Genomic DNA, 18,097 nt, shown 5'->3' on the forward strand with positions numbered 1-18,097 from the left:
AGAGGCGACAACCACACTGGGCTGCCGCCTCCCGCTATCGCTGTGCACTATGGGCTGTGCCTCGGCGCAGACACGGTCGTTATCGCCGCGCGCTATAGGCCCGATCTCCCAACTGCGAGGTAAACGACCACGCATCCTGGACAATGGTGCGCAGATCGGTGCGGGTGGGGCTCCAGCCGAGCTGCTCCATCGCCTTGGCCGAGGAGGCGATGAGTGTGGCGGGATCGCCGGCGCGCCGGGGCGCGACTTCGGCGGGGATCGGTTGGCCGGTCACCTCGCGGCAAGCGTCGATCACCTGGGCCACCGAGTAGCCCTCACCCGAGCCCAGGTTGAAGATGCGGTGCTCGCCGGACGTATTGGACTCCAGTGCCAGCAGGTGGGCGTCCGCGAGGTCGCGGATATGAATATAGTCGCGCACGCAGGTGCCATCCTCGGTGGGCCAGTCATCGCCGAAGATCATGATCTTGTCACGGTGGCCCAGCGCCACCTGCAGTACCAGCGGGATGAGGTGGGTTTCCACCTCGCGGTTTTCGCCGATCGTGCCATAGGCCCCCGCCACATTGAAATAGCGCAGGCTGGTTGCTCCCAAGCCATAGGCGTGGCAGTAGCTGGTGATCGCGTAGTCGATGGACAGCTTGGTCGCGCCATAAGGATTGGTGGGGGCGGTGGGCATGTCCTCGGTGATGGGCACTGTCTTCGGCTCGCCATAGGTGGCGGCGGTCGAGGAGAACACCAGATTGTTCACCCCGTTTTCGCGCATGGCGTCGAGAAGCGCGAGGGTGGTGACGAGGTTGTGCTGCCAGTACTCCTCGGGCTTCTCCACAGACTCGCCTACGAGCGAGCGGGCCGCAAAGTGGGCTACGGCGTCGATCTTGTGCTCTCGGAGCACAGTGGCGGCGACATCGCGAACATCGCCTTCCACGAGCGTGGCCTCGGCGGGCACAGCCTCGCGGTTTCCGGTGGAGAAGTTGTCGATGACGGTGACGGAATGTCCTTGTTCAATGAAAACCTGAGCGCACACGCTACCTACATAGCCGGCGCCTCCAGTGACCAGAATGTTCATAGCCTCCAGACTACTCATTTTTAGTTACACGTCGGACGTCTGCCGATAGGGCGCTGCTCACACTACGCAGCGGAGCTATACACATAGCTCTCCGCCCCTCGCGGGCACTGAGGTGGTACCGGCGAGGGGCGGAGAAATAAGGAATAAAACTACAAGGGGAACTAGGCCTCTTCGACACGCACGGCGTGGCTCAAGGCAGGGGAGAGGCGTACCTCTTTATCCTCGGTCTTGAAGGTGACGCCATTGCGGTCGTGATAGACCGTGACCGTGCTTCCGGTGCAAATTCCCGCGGCGATCAGGCGCTTCATCTCGTCATCATTGACTTGGAGGATCTCATTGACTTGCACGATCCGCACCTTGTGATCGGTGTTTTCTGCCAAGTCCACGATGCGGGTGCCGTGATCCGGTTCGACGTGATCGCGGCGTCCTAGGCGATCAAGACCTGGGATCGGATTGCCGAAGGGGGAGCGGTCCACATTGGGCAGCACATCGAGTAGGCGACGTTCGACCTCGTCGCTCATCACATGCTCCCAGCGACAGGCCTCATCGTGAACCTTCTCGATGTCGTAGCCAATGACGTCAGTAAGAAGGCACTCAGCGAGGCGGTGCTTGCGCATCACCGCGATCGCCCGCTGGCGGCCATCGGAGGTCAAATGGAGGCTGCGGTCATTGGCGACCACCACCAGCCCGTCGCGCTCCATGCGGGCTACCGTCTGACTTACGGTGGGGCCGGACTGCTCCAAACGCTCGGCGATACGTGCTCGAAGGGGAATAATGCCCTCTTCTTCGAGTTCGTAGATCGTCCGCAAATACATCTCGGTGGTATCGACAAGATCCTTCACGAAGCTATAGCCCTTCTCTGTTCGCTCCCCTTATAGCCATACGGTCTGCGGCAATAAGGAGACATCACAATTGTTAGTCCCTGTAATTTAACCTAGCTTACTGCGTGCACCTATCCGGTGCAGAGACGCGCGCTGGGGCCGAGTGCGGCCCAGCGTGCGGCTCCGCCTGTCTAGAGCGCGTAGGCGCGTAGCTTGTCGGCGCGGTCGCCGTCACGCAGCTTCGACATGACTTCCCGCTCGATCTGGCGGACGCGCTCTCGGGAGAGCCCGAAGCGGCGGCCGATCTGATCGAGGGTGCGAGGCACGCCATCGTCCAAGCCATAGCGCAGCTTGATCACATCCTGCTCGCGCTGCTCGAGAGTGCCGAGCACCGCGCGAATATCGGAGTGCCGCAAGGAGGCCACCACGGCGGTCTCGGCATCGGTCGCGTCATAGTCTTCAATGAAGTCTCCCAAAGGGGCTTCTTCATCGGCGCCCACCGGCATGTCGAGGCTCACCGGGTCGCGCGACTGGCGCAGCAACAGCTCGATTTTGGCCTCATCAATGCCAGACTCTTCGGCCAGTTCCTCATTGGTGGCCTCGCGGCCGAGGTGCTGGTAGAGCTCGCGCTTGATGCGAGAGAGCTTGTTTACCTGCTCCACTAAGTGCACGGGCAGCCGGATGGTGCGGGACTGATCCGCCATGCCACGAGTAATGGCTTGGCGAATCCACCAGGTGGCATAGGTGGAGAATTTAAAGCCTTTGGCGTAGTCGAACTTTTCCATGGCACGGATCAATCCGAGGTTGCCCTCTTGGATGAGATCCAGAAGCGGCATGCCGCGACCGGTGTAGCGCTTAGCCAAAGAGACCACGAGGCGGAGATTCGCCTCGAGCAGGTGGGCGCGCGACTTGCGCCCTTCCTTGGCCAAGATCTTCAGATCGCGTTTTTTAGCGCGGGTGAGATCCGTGCTGTTTTTCAGCAAATAATCGGCATAAAGACCAACCTCGATCGCCTTGGCCAGTTCTACTTCGTCTTCGGCGGTGAGCAGCGCGGTTTTGCCAATACCATTGAGATATACGCGGACGAGATCGGCGGCAGGATTGTCGTTCGTCTGATTGCGTCGTCCTCGGGTATCACCGGCTTCGTTATCGTTCGCTCGTGCGGCTTCAGCTGCAGAGCTCATTGGCGCCTCCTGCTCCATCGAGAATGTCATTTTGTTTAACGCCACGACTTCCGAATTAGTTCCACCACTAGCAAAACTGCTGCCCCTACGCCGCGAGCTGGGGTGATGCGTTCACCACGCTCCCCCTATTTGTGGTTAGTCGCCTATGAAGTGGTGTCCACCAACACCGTAAACGGGCCATCATTAACGGAGGACACTTTCATATAGGCGCCGAATTGTCCGGTTTCTACTGGGATGCCCCGTTGCTGGAGGAGAACGGCAATCGCCGCGATACGCGGCTCGGCCTCGGCGCCACCCGCCGCATCGGACCACGAGGGACGTCGCCCCTTTTTCGTCCGCCCCATGAGGGTGAATTGGCTAACGAGCAACACTGGGGCGGAGCAGGACTCCACGCTGCGCTCGCCGTCGAGAATCCGGAGTTCAGCGATCTTGCGGGCCATGAGTTCCACATCGGCCTCGGTGTCCTCGCGAGCGACTCCTACTAGGGCTAAAAGCCCGCCGGTGTCGGGGCAGTCGATAGCCCCGACGGTGCGGCCCTCGACGGTGACGGCCGCCTCGGTGACGCGGGTCAATACTGCTTTCACGGCGCTATAACTCCTTCAGACATAAGGGGGCGGGGTTAATCGGCGAGCAGCTCGGCGGGAAGCACCAAGCCATGGCGGATGAGATCCACCATCACGGCGATGACCTGCTGCACGATCTCCGCGGGATCGATCTCTTCGGTGGCCGCGTAGAGCTCCACGATCTCTGCCAAGGGAAGCCCCTGCGGGTGCAACCCGGCCACGAGGGAGGCGACGGCCTCGTCGATTTCGTGGCTAAAGCGGGGGCCCTCGGTGCGGGCGATATGGATGCTCTCGGCCTTCATCCCGATACCGGATTCGGTGTCGGCGCGACTGATGCGGTCAATGCAGACCCCAGGGCGCAGCTGATAGCGGCTGGACAGCATGGAGGTGGCGTCTTGCTCGCGCAGCCACGAGGTGCGGAGGAAATACTCCTCGACCTCCTCACCCAAACCGGTAGTGGAGGCTGTCGAGAAATCCTCACACATCACCTCGCTCGGGGTGTCCACCGCGAGCCGTTGGATGTGAATGAACCCGAAGCCCACCCCCGTGACGCCGTGGGCATCGAAGTGGGAGAGCCACTGCTCGGTGCGCCGCTGCCCCTCCTCGCTGCGCGGGTCGATGGATTCATCCTTCAACCAGGTGGAGACGTAGTGCGGGGCGTCCACGCGATCGCGCTCGAGCACCCAGACGGCATAGCCGGTCGGGGGAACCCACGAGCTCACGCGCTGCGCCCAGCTGTCTGCGTTCAACACCCACGCCCCCACTAGGTGGGCGCTGCCTTCTTCCTCGAGATGCTCGCAGGCCTGGCGAACCACGAGCTCAGTGGCGCCGTCGAGATCGGCGCCAGAGTCCCGGTAGACGTGTTCGATGGCCGCGGGCCCCACTACGAAGGGGGGATTGGCCACGATGCGCTCGAAGCGACGCTGGTGCACCGGCTCGAACCACGGCCCCTGGAGCAGCTCCGCATCCACCCCCGATGCCGCCAGAGTGGCATGGGCAAAGCGCAGCGCCCGCTCCGATATATCGCTACCGGTGAGCGTCTCGGCATAGTCGGCCTGCAGCACCAGTTGCACCCCCGAGCCGCAACCAAGATCGAGCACGCTGGACACCGAGGAGTGGGGCACGGCTTCAGCCAAGGACAGGGATGCGGCACCCACACCGAGCACATGCTCCTTGCCGGGAATGTGCTCCACCATGGAGGCATCCATATCGGAGAACACCAAACCGCTACGTGTGCCGCGATCGATGGGGCGGATATCAATGAGCACCCGCAGGCCAGTGGTGTCCTCCTCGGCCCAGGACAGCTCGAGGAGGGCGTCGATAAGCGCCCTGCCCAGGAGAGTCTCGCAGCGCGCGCGGGGAAGGGGATCGTGCAGAATAAAGAGTCGGATGGCGTCGTGCAGCGCTGTGGAGGCTAATACGCGGCGCACCGCGGCAGGTTCGCCGCGGCCAAGGGCGGCGTAGGCGGCGGGGCCGAGGGAGCTGGCAATACCGGCGTGGCTATAGCCGATGCGGGTGCATATATCGCCCAGATCGGCTCCCACGCGCGCGGCGAGAGAGGTAGTCACTACATAAGGCCTTGTCTAGTCGTCGTCTGCGTCAATAATGATGTACTCGCCGGTGCCCGGGCCCAGCTCGCGGCGCAGCGAGTGCTGGTTCAGGGCGTGATGTTCGGCGGCGCGCTGGGCGCGGCGCACCTCCGGTTTGTACTGGCGTGGATGCCGCTTATCTTCCGGCTCGCCGGCGCCATTGGCAATCACCACCGCCACCCACGGCAGCAGGGTAGAGATCACAAAGAGCACACCGGAGACCACCATATTCTCCCAAAAGAAATAGGTGGCGGCGCTGAGGAACAAAAAAGGAATACGGGAGCCCTGCAAAATCGCGTACACGGTCTTACGGTGGCGATAGTTTTGCGCTGGGGTGCGGCGGGCATCAGTGATGAGCTCTGCTTTGCGCATGCGGCGTCGCAGAGCGCTGAGGCGGCCGCGTGTCGACGCCGTCTCCTCGGCCGAGCGATCCTCGGCCGGTTGAGCAACGTTGTCCTCATCTTCAGTCATCGTGTTCCAGCCTAGCCCTTCCTCTTACGGGGGAGGATGAGAAGACGACACTTTTCGGGCATGATGGTTCAGGTGAGTACTCAGACAACTACCATCGAGCGTCCCGACATCAGGGAGAACACCGGCACCGACGACGACACGCCGAAGTTCTTCCACTACGTGAAGAAGGATCAGATTGTCGACTCCGCCGTGAGCGGCAAAATGGTTGTGGCCCTGTGCGGGGAAACCTTTCCCGTGACCAAGCAAGCCAAGCCGGGTTCTCCCGTGTGCCCCGACTGCGAGCAGATTTTCCGAGGTCTGCGTCGCAAGTGAGTGCTAACCTTCGTGCCTGGCAGCAGGCCGCCCTCACCAAATATGAGCGCACTCAGCCCAAGGACTTCCTTGCGGTCGCAACCCCGGGTGCCGGTAAGACCACCTTCGCGCTGCGGCTCGCCTCAGAGCTGCTCGACAAGCGCACGGTAGATCGCGTGATCGTGGTTGTTCCTACCGAACACCTCAAGGTGCAGTGGGCGGGCTCGGCGCAACGTAATGGCATCACCTTAGACCCCGCCTTCTCCAATAGCGGTGCGATTAACCCGTCCTATCAGGGGATCGTGGTCACCTATGCCCAGGTGGCCATGCACCCCTATAAGCACTATCAACTCGCTACCAACAAGCGCACCTTGGTGATTCTGGACGAGGTGCACCACGGTGGCGACGCGAAAAGCTGGGGCGATGGCATCGCCACCGCCTACCGCGACGCGGAGCGGCGACTATGCCTCACGGGTACCCCCTTCCGCTCCGACGATGCCGCCATCCCCTTCGTGCGCTACGAAGACGATGGCGAAGGAAATCTGAAATCGGCGGCGGATTACACCTATGGCTACTCCAATGCGCTGCGTGATGGCGTGGTGCGCCCAGTGGTGTTTTTGGCCTATTCGGGCGAGGCCCGCTGGCGCGATAGTGCCGGCGAGGAATATGCCGCCCGGCTCGGCGAGCCACTGAACGCGGAGCAGACCGCCCGCGCCTGGCGTACCGCCCTCGATCCGAAGGGGGATTGGATTCCCGCGGTGCTGCAGGCGGCGCACACCCGGTTAGGTCAGCTGCGCCAGAACATGCCGGACGCCGGCGGGCTGGTGATCGCCTCCAATAAAACTGCGGCGCGCGCCTATGCCCGCGCCCTGGAAAAACTCTCCTCCACGCCGGTGGCGGTGGTGCTCTCTGATGAAGCAGGGGCCTCCGAACGCATCGAGGAATTTTCCAACTCCACCGATGAGTGGATGGTGGCAGTGCGTATGGTCTCCGAGGGCGTGGACGTGCCCCGCCTCGCGGTGGGTGTCTATGCCACCTCGGCCTCCACGCCGCTGTTCTTCGCTCAGGCCATCGGGCGTTTCGTGCGTTCGCGCATGCCGGGCGAAAACGCCTCGGTGTTTTTGCCCTCTGTGCCCGTGCTGCTCGACCTGGCCGCAAAGCTCGAGGTCTCCCGCGATCACGTGCTGGGCAAGCCCGACAGGCCCAAGGAGGGCTGGGATGATGAGCTGCTCGCCGAGGCCAATAAAGAAAAGAACGAGCCCGGCGAAGAGGATCCCTCCTATCAGTCTCTTGGCGCCGAGGCCGAGTTGGACTCGCTCATCTTTGATGGCTCCACCTATGGCACCGCCAGCATCGGCGAGGCGGAGCAAGACTATCTCGGCCTCCCAGGGCTGCTCGATGCCGAGCAAATGCGGCAGCTGCTGAAAAAACGCCAAGCCGAGGAGATGTCCCAGTCCGCGCAGTCCGCCGCTCATCCGGTGACATCGTCCTCGTCGGCAGAGAGAATGCAGGGCAGCGAGCAGACGTCGACACGCGGCACAGAAAACTCGGATGAGGACGCCGCTCTAATCCCCGAGCTCCGCAAGCAGCTCAATGCGGTGGTCTCCATTACGAGTTCGCGCACGGGCCGGCCGCACGGCGCTATTCATAATGAAGCGCGGCGAGCCTGCGGCGGCCCGCCCACGGCATTGTGTTCGGCGGAACAACTGCGGGCGCGTATTAATTTCTTGCGCCAGTGGTAAACCCCGCTCAGCTGGAGCCCGTGGGGCTGAAATGTAGCGCTGCGAATACAGCGCATATGACGTCGCGATGCTGAGGTAATGATAAACTTTTGTAGATAACACTGCCCTAGACGGAATAGTTTCTCAGAAGTACTCCCGTCGCTCGGGCCGCATACAGTCTGGAAGGACAACACTCGCATGACAGACAACAACGATCGCAACTCCAACAACGCTTGGCAGGATGGCGAGTGGCCGAATAGCCAGCCACAGCACCGGATGCCGAATTCGAGTGACTCCTTCTCTGGGGATGTGCAGAACTCCGGCCAGACGGACCAGAGTGGCTATCCCAGTGGCTATCCCAGGCAGGGCAGTTATCCCGGTCCGGGCGGCTACCCCAATCAGGGCGCGTATCCCAATCAGGGTGGCTACTCTGACCAGGGCGCTCACCCCGGCGGCCACTATGGCTATCCCGTGGAGCAGGTGAACAAGATTGCTCCGTGGGCACTGGGCGTGTCCATCGCGGCCGTGGTTCTCGCGGCCACCGTTGTTGGTCTGGTGGTAGCCCCATTCCTCGCAATTGCCGGCATTGTGCTGGGCATTATCGCGTGGGTGAAGGGCCGCAATATGCAGGGGCTGAAGCGCCGCGTGACCATGTCCATCATTTCGGTGGTCATCTCCGTGCTGCTATTGGTCATTGTCGCCGTGATCACGATCGTCTTCGGTTCCTTCGTCAGCGGTGTTGTTGAAGAATGCCAGAATGTTCCCGAGGATCAGATGGAAACCTGTATCGAGAACTACATGAATCAATAAGCACGTGAAGCAGCCGCGTGAGTATGTCTCCCGCGGTTTTTCTTGTTTCCTGCCCCCACCTTCGAGGAAGTAGAAAGAGCGTCACCAGCGATGAGTGCCCCGACTACTGCGGCGTCCTCTCCGACAGATCCACCCCTGCGCAGCGCGGCGACAGTGCGCATGCTCGCCCCCGATCTCGCCCGCGGATTCACCCTGCTCGGCATTGCGATCGCGAATCTCACCACAACGTGGCTTGCCGGACCCGCTGGGGCCAGCGTCCAAGAACTCGGGGGAGTGGTGGATGGCTCTACGGCGGATAAGGTCGCTGTGGTTGCCGGATCCATGCTGGCGCACGTGCGCGGATTGCCGATGTTTTCCACCATGCTGGGATTCGGCGTGGGCCTGATCGCCATGTCTTTGGCTCGACGACGCTACCCACTCGGCGCAGCCCGCAGAACCATCGCGATGCGCTATCTGTGGCTCGCTATCTTCGGCGCCGTGCATATGGTGTTTCTCTACTTTGGCGACATCATGGTCTTTTATGGCATAGCTGGGGCAGTGCTGGCGCTGATGATTAACTTCCGGGATAAAACCCTGCTCATTATCGCCGGGGTGTTATCGGCAATGTGGATGATAGGCAATCTGATCATCGCTATTGTCTTGATGATTGCCGATTCCCAGTTTGATCTCTTCGGTCCCGAGACCACGGCATCGGGTGGGATGCCGCTCGCCTCGAACTTCCTCGACAGCTATCTTTCTCAGCTCGTCGGTGGCGCGCTATTCCTGGTGCTGCAGCCGCTGAACCTGGGTACCGAGATCCCCATGCTCTTTCCCCTGATGCTGCTCGGATTCGTCTGGGCGCGCCGCGGGGTGCTCACCCACCCAGAGGAGCATCGGCGCACGCTCTGGATCGCGGCGGCTGCCGGCATTGTGGTGATGGTCGCGGTGGGGCTTCCCATGGGGCTCAACGCGATCGGCGTATTCGGCAACGAGGATAGCCTCGCGACGTGGATGGTGCTCAACACTGGCTTTGGTGTGGCCACCGGCCCAGGCATCGTGGCGATTATCGTTCTCGCCTGCGCGCCGATGCAGCGCCGGATCACGGAAAAGACGGCGCAGGGCACGAGCTATGAGCGCGCACTACCGGTGTGGATCGCGCCAGTGGCGGCACTGGGGCAGCGTTCGATGTCCGGATATGTGGCCCAGTCCCTCCTCGCTACTATCTTCGTCGCCTCTTATGGGCTGGGCTGGGGGCAGAGCTCCGGCGCCGCCGTGGCCACCGGCTTGGCGGCGGCGATCTGGGCGGTGACGGTCCTTGGAGCCTATGCGCTGCAGCTCATGGGGCGCCGTGGCCCGCTCGAAACGCTGCACCGCCGCATGGCTTATGGCAAGCAGGGGTTGGCTGCAGACTATTGGGCCCGCCACCCGCAGCCGCACCTCGGCGTCCCGCCGCAGGGGGCGATGGCCGCTGGTAGCCCAGCAGCGCCCGGGCAGCAGCCACCGGCGCCACCGGTGCTGCCGCCACGTTTCAGCCACCAGTCCCAGACGCAGCCGGAGCAGCCCCGCACCGCTGCTGCGCATCCAGAGCGGCGCGATTCGGGGCCAGCTGCGCCCTAGGTGTTACAAGCCTCGGACATACGACTACGGCCCTCGCTGCGTAGTAGCAGCAGGGGCCGTAGTCGTTGACCTTAGGCGAGCGTCTAGTCGAGGTAGTCGCGCAGTACCTGAGAGCGAGAGGGGTGGCGCAGCTTCGACATGGTCTTGGACTCGATCTGCCGGATGCGTTCGCGGGTCACGCCATAGACCTGGCCGATCTCGTCGAGGGTGCGCGGCATGCCATCGGTCAGCCCGAAGCGCAAGCGCACCACGCCGGCCTCACGCTCGGAGAGCGTGTGCAGCACGTCCTGCAGCTGGTCTTGCAGCAAGGTGAAGGACACCGCATCCACGGCCACGACGGCCTCGGAATCCTCGATGAAGTCACCGAGCTGGCTATCGCCCTCATCACCAATGGTCTGATCCAGCGAGATCGGCTCGCGGGCGTACTGCTGGATCTCCATCACCTTGTCCTCGGTGATGTCCATTTCCTTCGCCAGCTCCTGCGGGGTGGGTTCGCGACCCAGATCCTGCAGCAGCTCACGCTGGATGCGGCCCAGCTTGTTAATCACTTCCACCATGTGCACCGGGATACGGATGGTGCGGGCCTGATCGGCCATGGCGCGGGTAATGGCTTGGCGGATCCACCACGTGGCGTAGGTGGAGAACTTGTAGCCCTTGGTGTAGTCGAATTTCTCGACGGCGCGAATCAGACCCAAGTTGCCTTCCTGGATGAGGTCCAAGAAGGCCATGCCGCGGCCGGTATAGCGCTTCGCCAAAGACACCACCAGGCGGAGGTTGGCCTCCAGCAGGTGGTTCTTGGCCTTGCGGCCATCGCGGGCAATGGAGCGCAGGTCGCGCTTCATAGCCGGCGTGAGCTTGGCGTCCTTATCGCCCTGGGCATAGGCCTCAGTCAGCTGCTCAAGACGGTGGGTGGCATAGAGCCCGGCCTCGATGCGCTTGGCGAGGGAGACCTCCTGCTCGGCGTTGAGCAGCGCCACCTTGCCGATCTGCTTCAGATAGGCGCGCACCGAGTCAGCCGAGGCGGTGAGCTCGGCGTCCTTGCGGGCCTGGCGCAGGGCGGCAGACTCGTCCTCATCCCAGACCGAGGAGCCGTCATCTTCTTCTTCCTCGTCCTCGGCACTGTCGTCCTCGGAGTCGGTATCAGCGTCACCGTCGGCGAAGGGTTCGTCGTCCTCGCTGGGGCTATCCGGATCGTAGTCCACATCGGCATCATCGAGATCGGTGTCTACGTCTTGCTCGTGGAGCTGATCCTCCTCGAGATCCTCATCCACCACAACCTTTTCCGCAGCGGTGGCCTTGCGCGTCGACTTCTTCGCTGTTGTCTTGGTTGTCTTTTTAGTTGTCTTCTTGGCCGTCTTTTTCGCGGTCTTCTTAGCCGTTTTCTTGGCGGTCTTCTTCGCAGCCTTGCGAGCGGTCTTTTTGGCGCTCTTCTTGGCGGACTTCTTCGCCGTCTTCTTGGCTGCTTTCTTCGTCGCTTTCGCGGCGGTGGCGGCGTCCGTGGTCTCGCCGGCAGTCGAACTCGATGCGGGGGCGGTTGCCTCGCTGCGTGCGGCTGTGGTGTCTGCCGGGGTCGAGGTGTCAGCGGTGCGGGCCGCGCGCGGGGCTGCCTTGCGTGCTGCCTTGCGTGCGACCTTCTTAGCGGTTGCCTTCTTCACAGTCGTGCCTCCCGTGGCATTATCACGCCCAGTTGTTGCTTTGGAACCAGCCTCGGCCGGAGTGCCGGTGTCCGAAGGATCAGTGGCTGCCACGTACGCCCTTTCTCGTCTGTCTCGCTCGTCTTTCCCCTCGGGGATCTCCCCGAAGTGTGCGGTGTGTCGAGCGCTGTGTCTTCGTGTGCGGTTGTGCGGTGCCGGCGACGCCACGAGGTGGTGTCGCTGAATCACTAACCAGCGCAACCGCCGGTTTCGCCCTAATGGCCAGCGAAAACGCTAGCCGGTAGTGCGTACCAGCGGCGCAAAGAGAGGCCGTCATTCGGCCTCGGTTAAGAACAACCGCCCAGTATATAGAAGTATCCCCATGTACTGCCACTAGCCCCACCCCCTAAGCGTGGTACTGACGGGGCAGCGTGGGGAGCTACGTTTAAGGAGTGATGTTGTCCTCGGCCGCGAGTGCCGCGCCCACGATACCGGCTCGGTTGCGCAGCTGGGCGGGGATCACGGGGGTATTGACGGTCAACAGCGGTACCCATTTATCGGCCTTGCGGGAAATACCGCCGCCGACGATGAAGATGGACGGATTGAGCAGGCGCTCATACTCGTTGAGTACCTTGCTCACGCGCTTGCTCCACTTCTTATAGGACAATTCCTCCCGGTCCTTCGCCGCAGAGGAGGCGAGCTGCTCGGCTTCTTTCTTGCCCACATTCATGTGCCCCAGCTCGGTGTTGGGGAAGAGGATGCCGTCGACAAGCATGGCGGAGCCAATGCCGGTGCCGATGGTCAGCAGGATGGCTGCACCTTCGCGGGCGCGCTCATCGCCGTAACGCACCTCGGCCAGCCCGGCGGCGTCGGCGTCATTGAGCACCACGATCTGCTCGTTATCGATGTGGCGGGAGAAAAGATCCGAAACGTCCGTGTTGATCCACGAGGGATCGATATTGGCGGCGGACAGCGCCACCTGATTTTTCACGATGGCGGGAACCGTAATGCCCACCGGGCCGGTCCATTCGAAGTGGGCGATGATCTCGGCGACAACCTCGGCTACTGCCTCTGGAGTTGCTGGCTGCGGAGTCGATATTTTGAGGCGTTCGCCAATAAATTCACCCGTGTCAAGGTCAACCTTGGCGCCTTTCACGCCCGAGCCGCCGATGTCAATACCAAAACCTGTGCGCGTCATAGCCCCCATCTTACAAAACGACTCCCGTGCTGCAGCGGTGGTCACCCTTCTATCGCGGCCGCTCTGCCAGCGTTTCTGCGCGCCGCGCGCCGGACGTCCACGGCGGAGCGGGGCGGCGAGCGATTCTCTTTGTCGCCGTGACGGTCGATCATGGCCTGAGCCAGCAGGGCGTCCGAGGTGCACAATAGAGACCATGTCTGCCACATCGCACACCCTGAGTACTGATACTGTTCACGAGCTGCGCCGCACCGCGATCACCGTGGCCTATGAGGCCCGCGAGGTGATTATGCGCACCCGCGCCGAGTTCGATGGTGATCTCCGGGCGGTTACTCGCACCAAGTCATCGGCCGTAGATCCGGTGACGATCGTGGATGAGACAAGCGAAGAGTTCATCGCCACCCGCTTGGAGCAGTTGCGCCCGGGCGATGGCCTCATCGGTGAGGAAGGCGCCCAGAAACGCAGCGCCACGGGGGTGGTGTGGATTGTCGATCCCATCGACGGCACTGTGAACTTCCTCTACAACCTGCCGCAGTACGCGGTCTCCATTGCCGCCGCCATCGATGGTGAGGTGGTGGCTGGGGCCGTGCTCAACGTGGCGACCGGGGCGTGCGCGAGCGCCGGGGTGGGGCTGGGGGCTGATATGCGTGACGACGCCACCTCGCAGCACCCTCGCCCGCTACAGTGCGGGGATAGTGCCCATCTGGCCACCGCGCTGGTAGCCACTGGGTTTTCCTATTCCGCCGAGCGCCGTGCCGAACAGGCCGCGGTGTTGGCCACACTGCTGCCGCAGGTGCGCGATATTCGGCGCATGGGCTCGGCCGCCTTGGACCTGGTGGCCGTCGCCGCAGGCATGGTTGATGCCTATTATGAGCGCGGTTTGAATGCATGGGACTATGCGGCCGGCATGCTCATCGCGCGGGAGGCTGGCGCCACGGTGGATTGTCCGCCGTTGTCTACGTCCAGCGCCGATAATGCACTGGTCCTTGTCGCCCAGCCGGGCGTTGCGGCTCAATTAGCGGGGGTGGTCGGCACCGCTACGAATGAGCGGTGAGCTGCTGAATCTGTGCTCAGCCACGGAAACGGGGGTGGGGTGTGCCGAGTGTGTCCGAGTGGGAAGGTGACAAAGCTCAGTATGTGTTTTAGTATGCGCGTCGATAGCGAGTTCACCACCTGTTCACCCCTTCAAACGCGTATGGAACTCGCCAGAAGTGTGACCTGACCGTCTAGCCCGAGACACACAAGGAAGTTTCCCCATGGCTACTGATTACGACGCTCCACGCGGCCGAGTTGAAGACGAGCTTGACGCGGATTCTTTGGAGAGCCTGAAGGCCGCCGCTGATACCAGCTCCTCGAATATTGATGATGATGGCGAGATCGTGGAGCCCTTTGAGCTTCCGGCGCTGGATCTGTCCGGCGAAGAGCTCAACGTGGACGTCAAGCCTCGTCAGGAGAACGAGTTCACCTGCGGGAGCTGCTTTCTCGTGCAGAAGCGCAACCGTATGTCTCACGTGGAGTCTGATGGCTCCGAAATCTGCCTCGACTGCGCCTAGTACGGAGAGATCCAACGGGGATGCGTCGATAAGCACAGCCCTGTGCAGACAACAAACGCCGGCGATGAGAATGTTTCATCGTCGGCGTTATGCGTACTGCGGAACTGACGGTGCTAGCGCTGGCCGCGGCGTAGCGGCGCGGTGGCGGCGTCGGCCTGGTCCGGAACAAAGGCTTCGAGAACGGCGGCCGGGTCCTTGGAGCTAACGAGCCAGTAGGGGGTGGGATCGTCGCTATCATCCAGCACCAACATCACCATTTGGGGCACCCAGCCGTGGGAGACCAAATAGGCTGCCGGATCCAGCTGGCGGCCCATGGCGTTTTGCTTCGCGGAGGCGGGCACGGCCAAGGAGCGATCCACCACAGTGTGTGGCAGGGAAGCGCCATCAGTGCTGAGCCACCGCACCCCGTCGGCGTCTTCTTCCACCACCACGGTGGTCGAGGAAATCCACCACAGGTACCAGATCACTGCAGCACCCAGAATGATCTCGGGGATAATGAACCACCAGACATTGCGGTTGAACATCAACTGCAGGCAGAACACTGTCACCATCGTGAGTGCCAGGACCCACCAGTACCACGGAACCCATTGCCGTTCGCGGTAGAGGGTCGCGGCGCGCTTCTCCGTAGACGTAGTCACATCCCTAGAGTGTAGTGCAGTTATCACCACGTCCAACTTAGCCTCACCACTCATAATTTCCTCTCAGTATGTACTCAGTATTTCCTACGCTGCGGTGGTGCTGAGCTGCGCCCAAGGCTCACGCTGCGCCGCTGATCACGGTCCTTAACGTCCGCGGCTAGGCGCCAGAGCTGCGGTCCATCGACCCGCTGTCTCTTCGGGGGTTCAGGGGCGGAAGGACTAGGCTGTGTGCTGTGTTTAAGATCAAGCGACTCGATCCCGACTTGCCCTTGCCCACTCGAGCCCACCGCGGCGACGCCGGGGTGGATCTCTATGCAGCAGACTCTCTCACCCTGGAGCCAGGGGAGCGCGCGCTCATCGCCACTGGCATCGCTCTGGCGCTGCCGCTGGGATATGTGGGGCTGATTCATCCGCGCTCTGGACTCGGTGCGAAACATGGCATCTCCGTGGTCAATACCCCAGGCACTATCGACGCGGACTATCGCGGCGAAATCAAGGTATGCCTGATTAACCACGATCCCCACGAGAGTTTTTCCGTCACCCGCGGGATGCGCATCGCCCAGCTGGTGATTCAAAAGGTCGAGCTGGTGGATTTCGAGGAAGTGGAGGAACTCGACGACACCGTTCGTGGCACCGGCGGCTATGGTTCGACAGGGCTGAATTAAATAGTAGGCTCGGCAAAAGTAGTACCCCTATAGCAAGAGACCCGAATAAACGTTAGGTAGTGACGCCCATGTGGCCATTTGGCAAGAAGAACGAAGAGAAGCACGCAGCAGCTGAGGAGACGGGGGCCCACGCCACCGCCACCGAGCAGCCCGACGCCGCCTACGGTGACTCCGCGGTTGATTCTGATAGCAGTGCCGCCGGCGAGGAGTATGGCCCCTTCGATGGCCAGAGGGTCGATATCGAGGAATTCGACTTCTCTGATTTCTCTGTGGGCACCTTGGATCTGGGTTCGATGAAGATCGCCCTGCCCAAGCCCAGCCAAGTGCAGGTGGAGATGGGGGAGAACGGCCCCCGCATGCTCCACATCGTTACCGAGCACGGCCGCATCACCCCGGTGGGCTTTGCTGCCGCCGCATCCCAGCCCCAGTGGCCCACCGTGATCGATGAGATCCGCGCCGGAATGGAAAACGATGGACTCGCGGTGCACACCGAGGACGGCCCGTGGGGCACCGAGCTCGTCGGTGTGACCGACCAGGCCCAGATCCGCATGATCGGCTGCGATGGCCCCCGCTGGATGCTGCGTACCACGCTCGTCGGCCCCAAGGATCGGGCCGATGATCTGCGAGATCTCGCCCGCGATGTGCTCGCCCGCACCTTCGTTTATCGCGGCGATCAGCCGATGATGGCCGGCACCTCGTTGCCCGTCGTGCTGCCGGAGCAGCTCGTCGCCCAGGTACAAGAGGCCATGGTCAAGCGTAAGAATGACGCCCAGCAGGCGCAGCAACAGAACCAGCAGCGGCAGGCAGCCCAGGCGCTGGCGCAGTACAACATGGCCCAGCAGAACAGCGGTGCCGGACAGCAAGCCCAGCAGCCGCAGCAACCCGTAGCGGGCGGCGAGCCGCAGGTGCCCTCCCCCGAGGAGTCTGAGCCTGGCAGCGGTGTGCAGCAGATCAAAGAGCTGAACAAGGATAACTAGGTTCTTATAGTGCTCGACGTGCTTATAGGCTCCCGCGTGCGCGTGCAGGTGATGCGCATGGCCCATGGCGGCGAAGCGATCGCTCAGCTCTGCGACGCAGACGATGATCACCGCATCGTCTTCGTCCGCGATAGCGTGATCGGCGATGAGCTCGAGGTAGAGATCACCCAGGCGAAAAAACGCTTCCTGCGGGCGCGCGTGCTGCAGGTGCTTAGCTCTGGGCCGGACCGGGTGGAGGCCCGCTGCCCCGCAGCCGCTCAGGGCGGCGGTTGCTGCGACTTCGCCTATCTCGACCCCGCCGTGGAGGCGGAGACCAAAACCGGCATTGTGCTTGAGCAGCTGCGCCGGCTGGCGAAGCTCGACGCCCCAGATCAGGTCACCACCATCGATCTGGGGATGGATACTGGCTGGCGTACCCGCGCCCGGCTCGGCGTGGACGGCCACGGCCGCATCGGCGTGCGCCGCCGCGGCTCCCACGAGGTGGTGCACGATCACCGCTGCTCGGCTTTTGCGCCGCGGCTTCACGACGCCATCTCCGCGCTCACCCCGCCCCGAGCCAGGGAGCTCAGTGTCTGCCTCGATAGCGCGGGGCAGGTGCACGCGATGGCGAAAGGGCGGGTGCTGCTGGGCAGCGGCCAGGCTCAAGAAACCATCGGCGGGAGGACATTCATTCTCCCCGCCGATGCTTTCTGGCAAGCCCACCGGCGCGCGCCAGAGACCTATCAGCGCCTTATCGCCGAGACCCTCGCTGATATCGGCGGAGACATCGCCTGGGACCTCTACGGCGGTGTGGGTCTCTTCGTGGATCCACTGCGCGGTGGCTCCGGGCGCGAGGTGCACTCGGTCGAGCTCGCCGAGCACGCCGCCGAGTGCGGCCGCCGTGCCTTCGCCCAAGACACAGGCGTGCACTTTCACCATCGTGATTGCGCCGAGGCCGTCACCACCGCGGGTGTGCTGCCCGATCCCGATGTGGTCGTGCTTGATCCGCCCCGCATCGGCGCGGCAGAGGCAGTGATCACCGGCACGGCCGCCCGCCGCCCCCGAGCCGTGGTGCACATCGGCTGTGACCCCGCCACCTTTGCCCGTGACCTCGCGCGATGGGCCGAGCACGGCTATAGCGTGGAGCAGCTCAGCGTGGTGGATGCCTTCCCCGGCTCCCACCATTGCGAGAGCATCGCACTGCTGCGCCCCGCCCCAGCGGAGGCCGACACCAGCGAGCGTGACTACGCACGTTAAAGGCGTGCGGCTACCGCTCGGCAACCCGAGCGGAGCTGCCTAGTACAATAGACAGGAATGAAACTGCGGCCTTGCGGCCCGCGCGTGAGT

General features: G+C 62.7%; 17 protein-coding genes and 2 pseudogenes. 10 read left to right on the forward strand and 9 right to left on the reverse strand.

Annotated elements, in window-relative coordinates; all coding sequences use genetic code 11:
* Positions 1–79 precede the first annotated feature (79 nt).
* From galE to GBB18_RS01595, 6 genes are all read right to left on the reverse strand, one after another.
* Positions 80–1,063: a UDP-glucose 4-epimerase GalE gene (gene galE / locus GBB18_RS01570; protein ID WP_151640518.1), complete on the reverse strand. Its 984-nt coding sequence runs from the start codon at positions 1,061–1,063 to the stop codon at positions 80–82.
* Positions 1,064–1,224: 161 nt separating this feature from the next.
* Positions 1,225–1,905: a metal-dependent transcriptional regulator gene (locus tag GBB18_RS01575; protein WP_151640519.1), complete on the reverse strand. Its 681-nt coding sequence runs from the start codon at positions 1,903–1,905 to the stop codon at positions 1,225–1,227.
* 170 nt (positions 1,906–2,075) lie between these two features.
* On the reverse strand, positions 2,076–3,068 hold the full coding sequence (locus GBB18_RS01580; protein WP_151548714.1) for a sigma-70 family RNA polymerase sigma factor: 993 nt from the start codon (positions 3,066–3,068) through the stop codon (positions 2,076–2,078).
* Between the two features lie 143 nt (positions 3,069–3,211).
* Entirely contained in the window at positions 3,212–3,652 is a 441-nt protein-coding gene (dtd, locus tag GBB18_RS01585; protein ID WP_151548713.1) for a D-aminoacyl-tRNA deacylase, read from the reverse strand.
* A gap of 35 nt (positions 3,653–3,687) precedes the next feature.
* Positions 3,688–5,199: a methyltransferase gene (locus tag GBB18_RS01590; protein ID WP_151640520.1), complete on the reverse strand. Its 1,512-nt coding sequence runs from the start codon at positions 5,197–5,199 to the stop codon at positions 3,688–3,690.
* Between the two features lie 15 nt (positions 5,200–5,214).
* The gene (locus GBB18_RS01595; RefSeq protein ID WP_151548711.1) at positions 5,215–5,691 is read right to left on the reverse strand and encodes a DUF3099 domain-containing protein; all 477 of its coding nucleotides are present in this window, start codon (positions 5,689–5,691) and stop codon (positions 5,215–5,217) included.
* Between the two features lie 72 nt (positions 5,692–5,763).
* Here GBB18_RS01595 and GBB18_RS01600 point away from each other — a divergent pair, with 72 nt between their 5' ends.
* From GBB18_RS01600 to GBB18_RS01615, 5 genes and pseudogenes are all read left to right on the forward strand, one after another.
* Complete coding sequence (locus GBB18_RS01600) at positions 5,764–6,003, forward strand: DUF3039 domain-containing protein (RefSeq protein WP_151528623.1); 240 nt, start codon at positions 5,764–5,766, stop codon at positions 6,001–6,003.
* Positions 6,000–7,425, forward strand: a pseudogene (locus tag GBB18_RS01605) (DEAD/DEAH box helicase); the annotation flags it as partial. The gene GBB18_RS01600 and the pseudogene GBB18_RS01605, both read left to right, overlap by 4 nt.
* Positions 7,426–7,550: 125 nt before the next feature.
* A pseudogene (locus tag GBB18_RS10845) lies at positions 7,551–7,724 on the forward strand (ATP-dependent helicase); the annotation flags it as partial.
* A gap of 177 nt (positions 7,725–7,901) precedes the next feature.
* A complete protein-coding gene (locus GBB18_RS01610; protein WP_151640522.1) occupies positions 7,902–8,513 on the forward strand; it encodes a hypothetical protein in 612 nt (203 codons plus the stop codon).
* Positions 8,514–8,603: 90 nt separating this feature from the next.
* Positions 8,604–10,109: a DUF418 domain-containing protein gene (locus GBB18_RS01615; RefSeq protein WP_151640523.1), complete on the forward strand. Its 1,506-nt coding sequence runs from the start codon at positions 8,604–8,606 to the stop codon at positions 10,107–10,109.
* A gap of 83 nt (positions 10,110–10,192) precedes the next feature.
* Here the strand turns inward: GBB18_RS01615 and GBB18_RS01620 are convergent, their stop codons facing one another.
* Entirely contained in the window at positions 10,193–11,857 is a 1,665-nt protein-coding gene (locus GBB18_RS01620) for an RNA polymerase sigma factor (protein WP_151640524.1), read from the reverse strand.
* Between the two features lie 331 nt (positions 11,858–12,188).
* Positions 12,189–12,941 carry a polyphosphate--glucose phosphotransferase gene (gene ppgK, locus GBB18_RS01625; protein WP_151548706.1) on the reverse strand — a complete coding sequence of 251 codons (753 nt, stop codon included), beginning with the start codon at positions 12,939–12,941 and terminating at the stop codon, positions 12,189–12,191.
* A gap of 193 nt (positions 12,942–13,134) precedes the next feature.
* Between ppgK and GBB18_RS01630 the strand changes: the two genes are divergently transcribed.
* Both GBB18_RS01630 and GBB18_RS01635 read left to right on the forward strand, forming a co-directional pair.
* Positions 13,135–13,992, forward strand: a complete 858-nt coding sequence (locus tag GBB18_RS01630; protein WP_151640525.1) for an inositol monophosphatase family protein — start codon at positions 13,135–13,137, stop codon at positions 13,990–13,992.
* Positions 13,993–14,194: 202 nt separating this feature from the next.
* Positions 14,195–14,491, forward strand: a complete 297-nt coding sequence (locus GBB18_RS01635) for a DUF4193 domain-containing protein (RefSeq protein WP_151528629.1) — start codon at positions 14,195–14,197, stop codon at positions 14,489–14,491.
* 113 nt (positions 14,492–14,604) lie between these two features.
* Here GBB18_RS01635 and GBB18_RS01640 read toward each other — a convergent pair whose 3' ends face one another.
* A complete protein-coding gene (locus GBB18_RS01640) occupies positions 14,605–15,183 on the reverse strand; it encodes a DUF3093 domain-containing protein (protein ID WP_151640526.1) in 579 nt (192 codons plus the stop codon).
* Between the two features lie 179 nt (positions 15,184–15,362).
* On the opposite strand from GBB18_RS01640, the gene dut reads away from it, so the two are divergent.
* The 3 genes from dut (at position 15,363) to GBB18_RS01655 (ending at position 18,007) form a co-directional block, all read left to right on the forward strand.
* On the forward strand, positions 15,363–15,794 hold the full coding sequence (gene dut, locus GBB18_RS01645) for a dUTP diphosphatase (RefSeq protein WP_192795869.1): 432 nt from the start codon (positions 15,363–15,365) through the stop codon (positions 15,792–15,794).
* A gap of 68 nt (positions 15,795–15,862) precedes the next feature.
* Positions 15,863–16,771: a DUF3710 domain-containing protein gene (locus tag GBB18_RS01650; RefSeq protein ID WP_151640527.1), complete on the forward strand. Its 909-nt coding sequence runs from the start codon at positions 15,863–15,865 to the stop codon at positions 16,769–16,771.
* 18 nt (positions 16,772–16,789) lie between these two features.
* Complete coding sequence (locus tag GBB18_RS01655; RefSeq protein ID WP_225990208.1) at positions 16,790–18,007, forward strand: class I SAM-dependent RNA methyltransferase; 1,218 nt, start codon at positions 16,790–16,792, stop codon at positions 18,005–18,007.
* The last annotated feature ends 90 nt before the right edge of the window (positions 18,008–18,097 follow it).

It is taken from the genome of Corynebacterium sp. 11A (genome assembly GCF_008930935.1).
Taxonomy (GTDB): Bacteria; Actinomycetota; Actinomycetes; order Mycobacteriales; family Mycobacteriaceae; genus Corynebacterium; species Corynebacterium megadyptis.

What these genes read in the sequence shown, in the direction of transcription:
- galE (WP_151640518.1), bottom strand. Translation starts at nt 1,063, where the DNA reads ATGAACATTCTGGTCACTGGAGGCGCCGGCTATGTAGGTAGCGTGTGC.
- GBB18_RS01580 (WP_151548714.1), bottom strand. Translation starts at nt 3,068, where the DNA reads ATGAGCTCTGCAGCTGAAGCCGCACGAGCGAACGATAACGAAGCCGGT.
- GBB18_RS01595 (WP_151548711.1), bottom strand. Translation starts at nt 5,691, where the DNA reads ATGACTGAAGATGAGGACAACGTTGCTCAACCGGCCGAGGATCGCTCG.
- GBB18_RS01610 (WP_151640522.1), top strand. Translation starts at nt 7,902, where the DNA reads ATGACAGACAACAACGATCGCAACTCCAACAACGCTTGGCAGGATGGC.
- GBB18_RS01615 (WP_151640523.1), top strand. Translation starts at nt 8,604, where the DNA reads ATGAGTGCCCCGACTACTGCGGCGTCCTCTCCGACAGATCCACCCCTG.
- ppgK (WP_151548706.1), bottom strand. Translation starts at nt 12,941, where the DNA reads ATGACGCGCACAGGTTTTGGTATTGACATCGGCGGCTCGGGCGTGAAA.
- GBB18_RS01630 (WP_151640525.1), top strand. Translation starts at nt 13,135, where the DNA reads ATGTCTGCCACATCGCACACCCTGAGTACTGATACTGTTCACGAGCTG.
- GBB18_RS01635 (WP_151528629.1), top strand. Translation starts at nt 14,195, where the DNA reads ATGGCTACTGATTACGACGCTCCACGCGGCCGAGTTGAAGACGAGCTT.
- GBB18_RS01640 (WP_151640526.1), bottom strand. Translation starts at nt 15,183, where the DNA reads ATGAGTGGTGAGGCTAAGTTGGACGTGGTGATAACTGCACTACACTCT.
- GBB18_RS01650 (WP_151640527.1), top strand. Translation starts at nt 15,863, where the DNA reads ATGTGGCCATTTGGCAAGAAGAACGAAGAGAAGCACGCAGCAGCTGAG.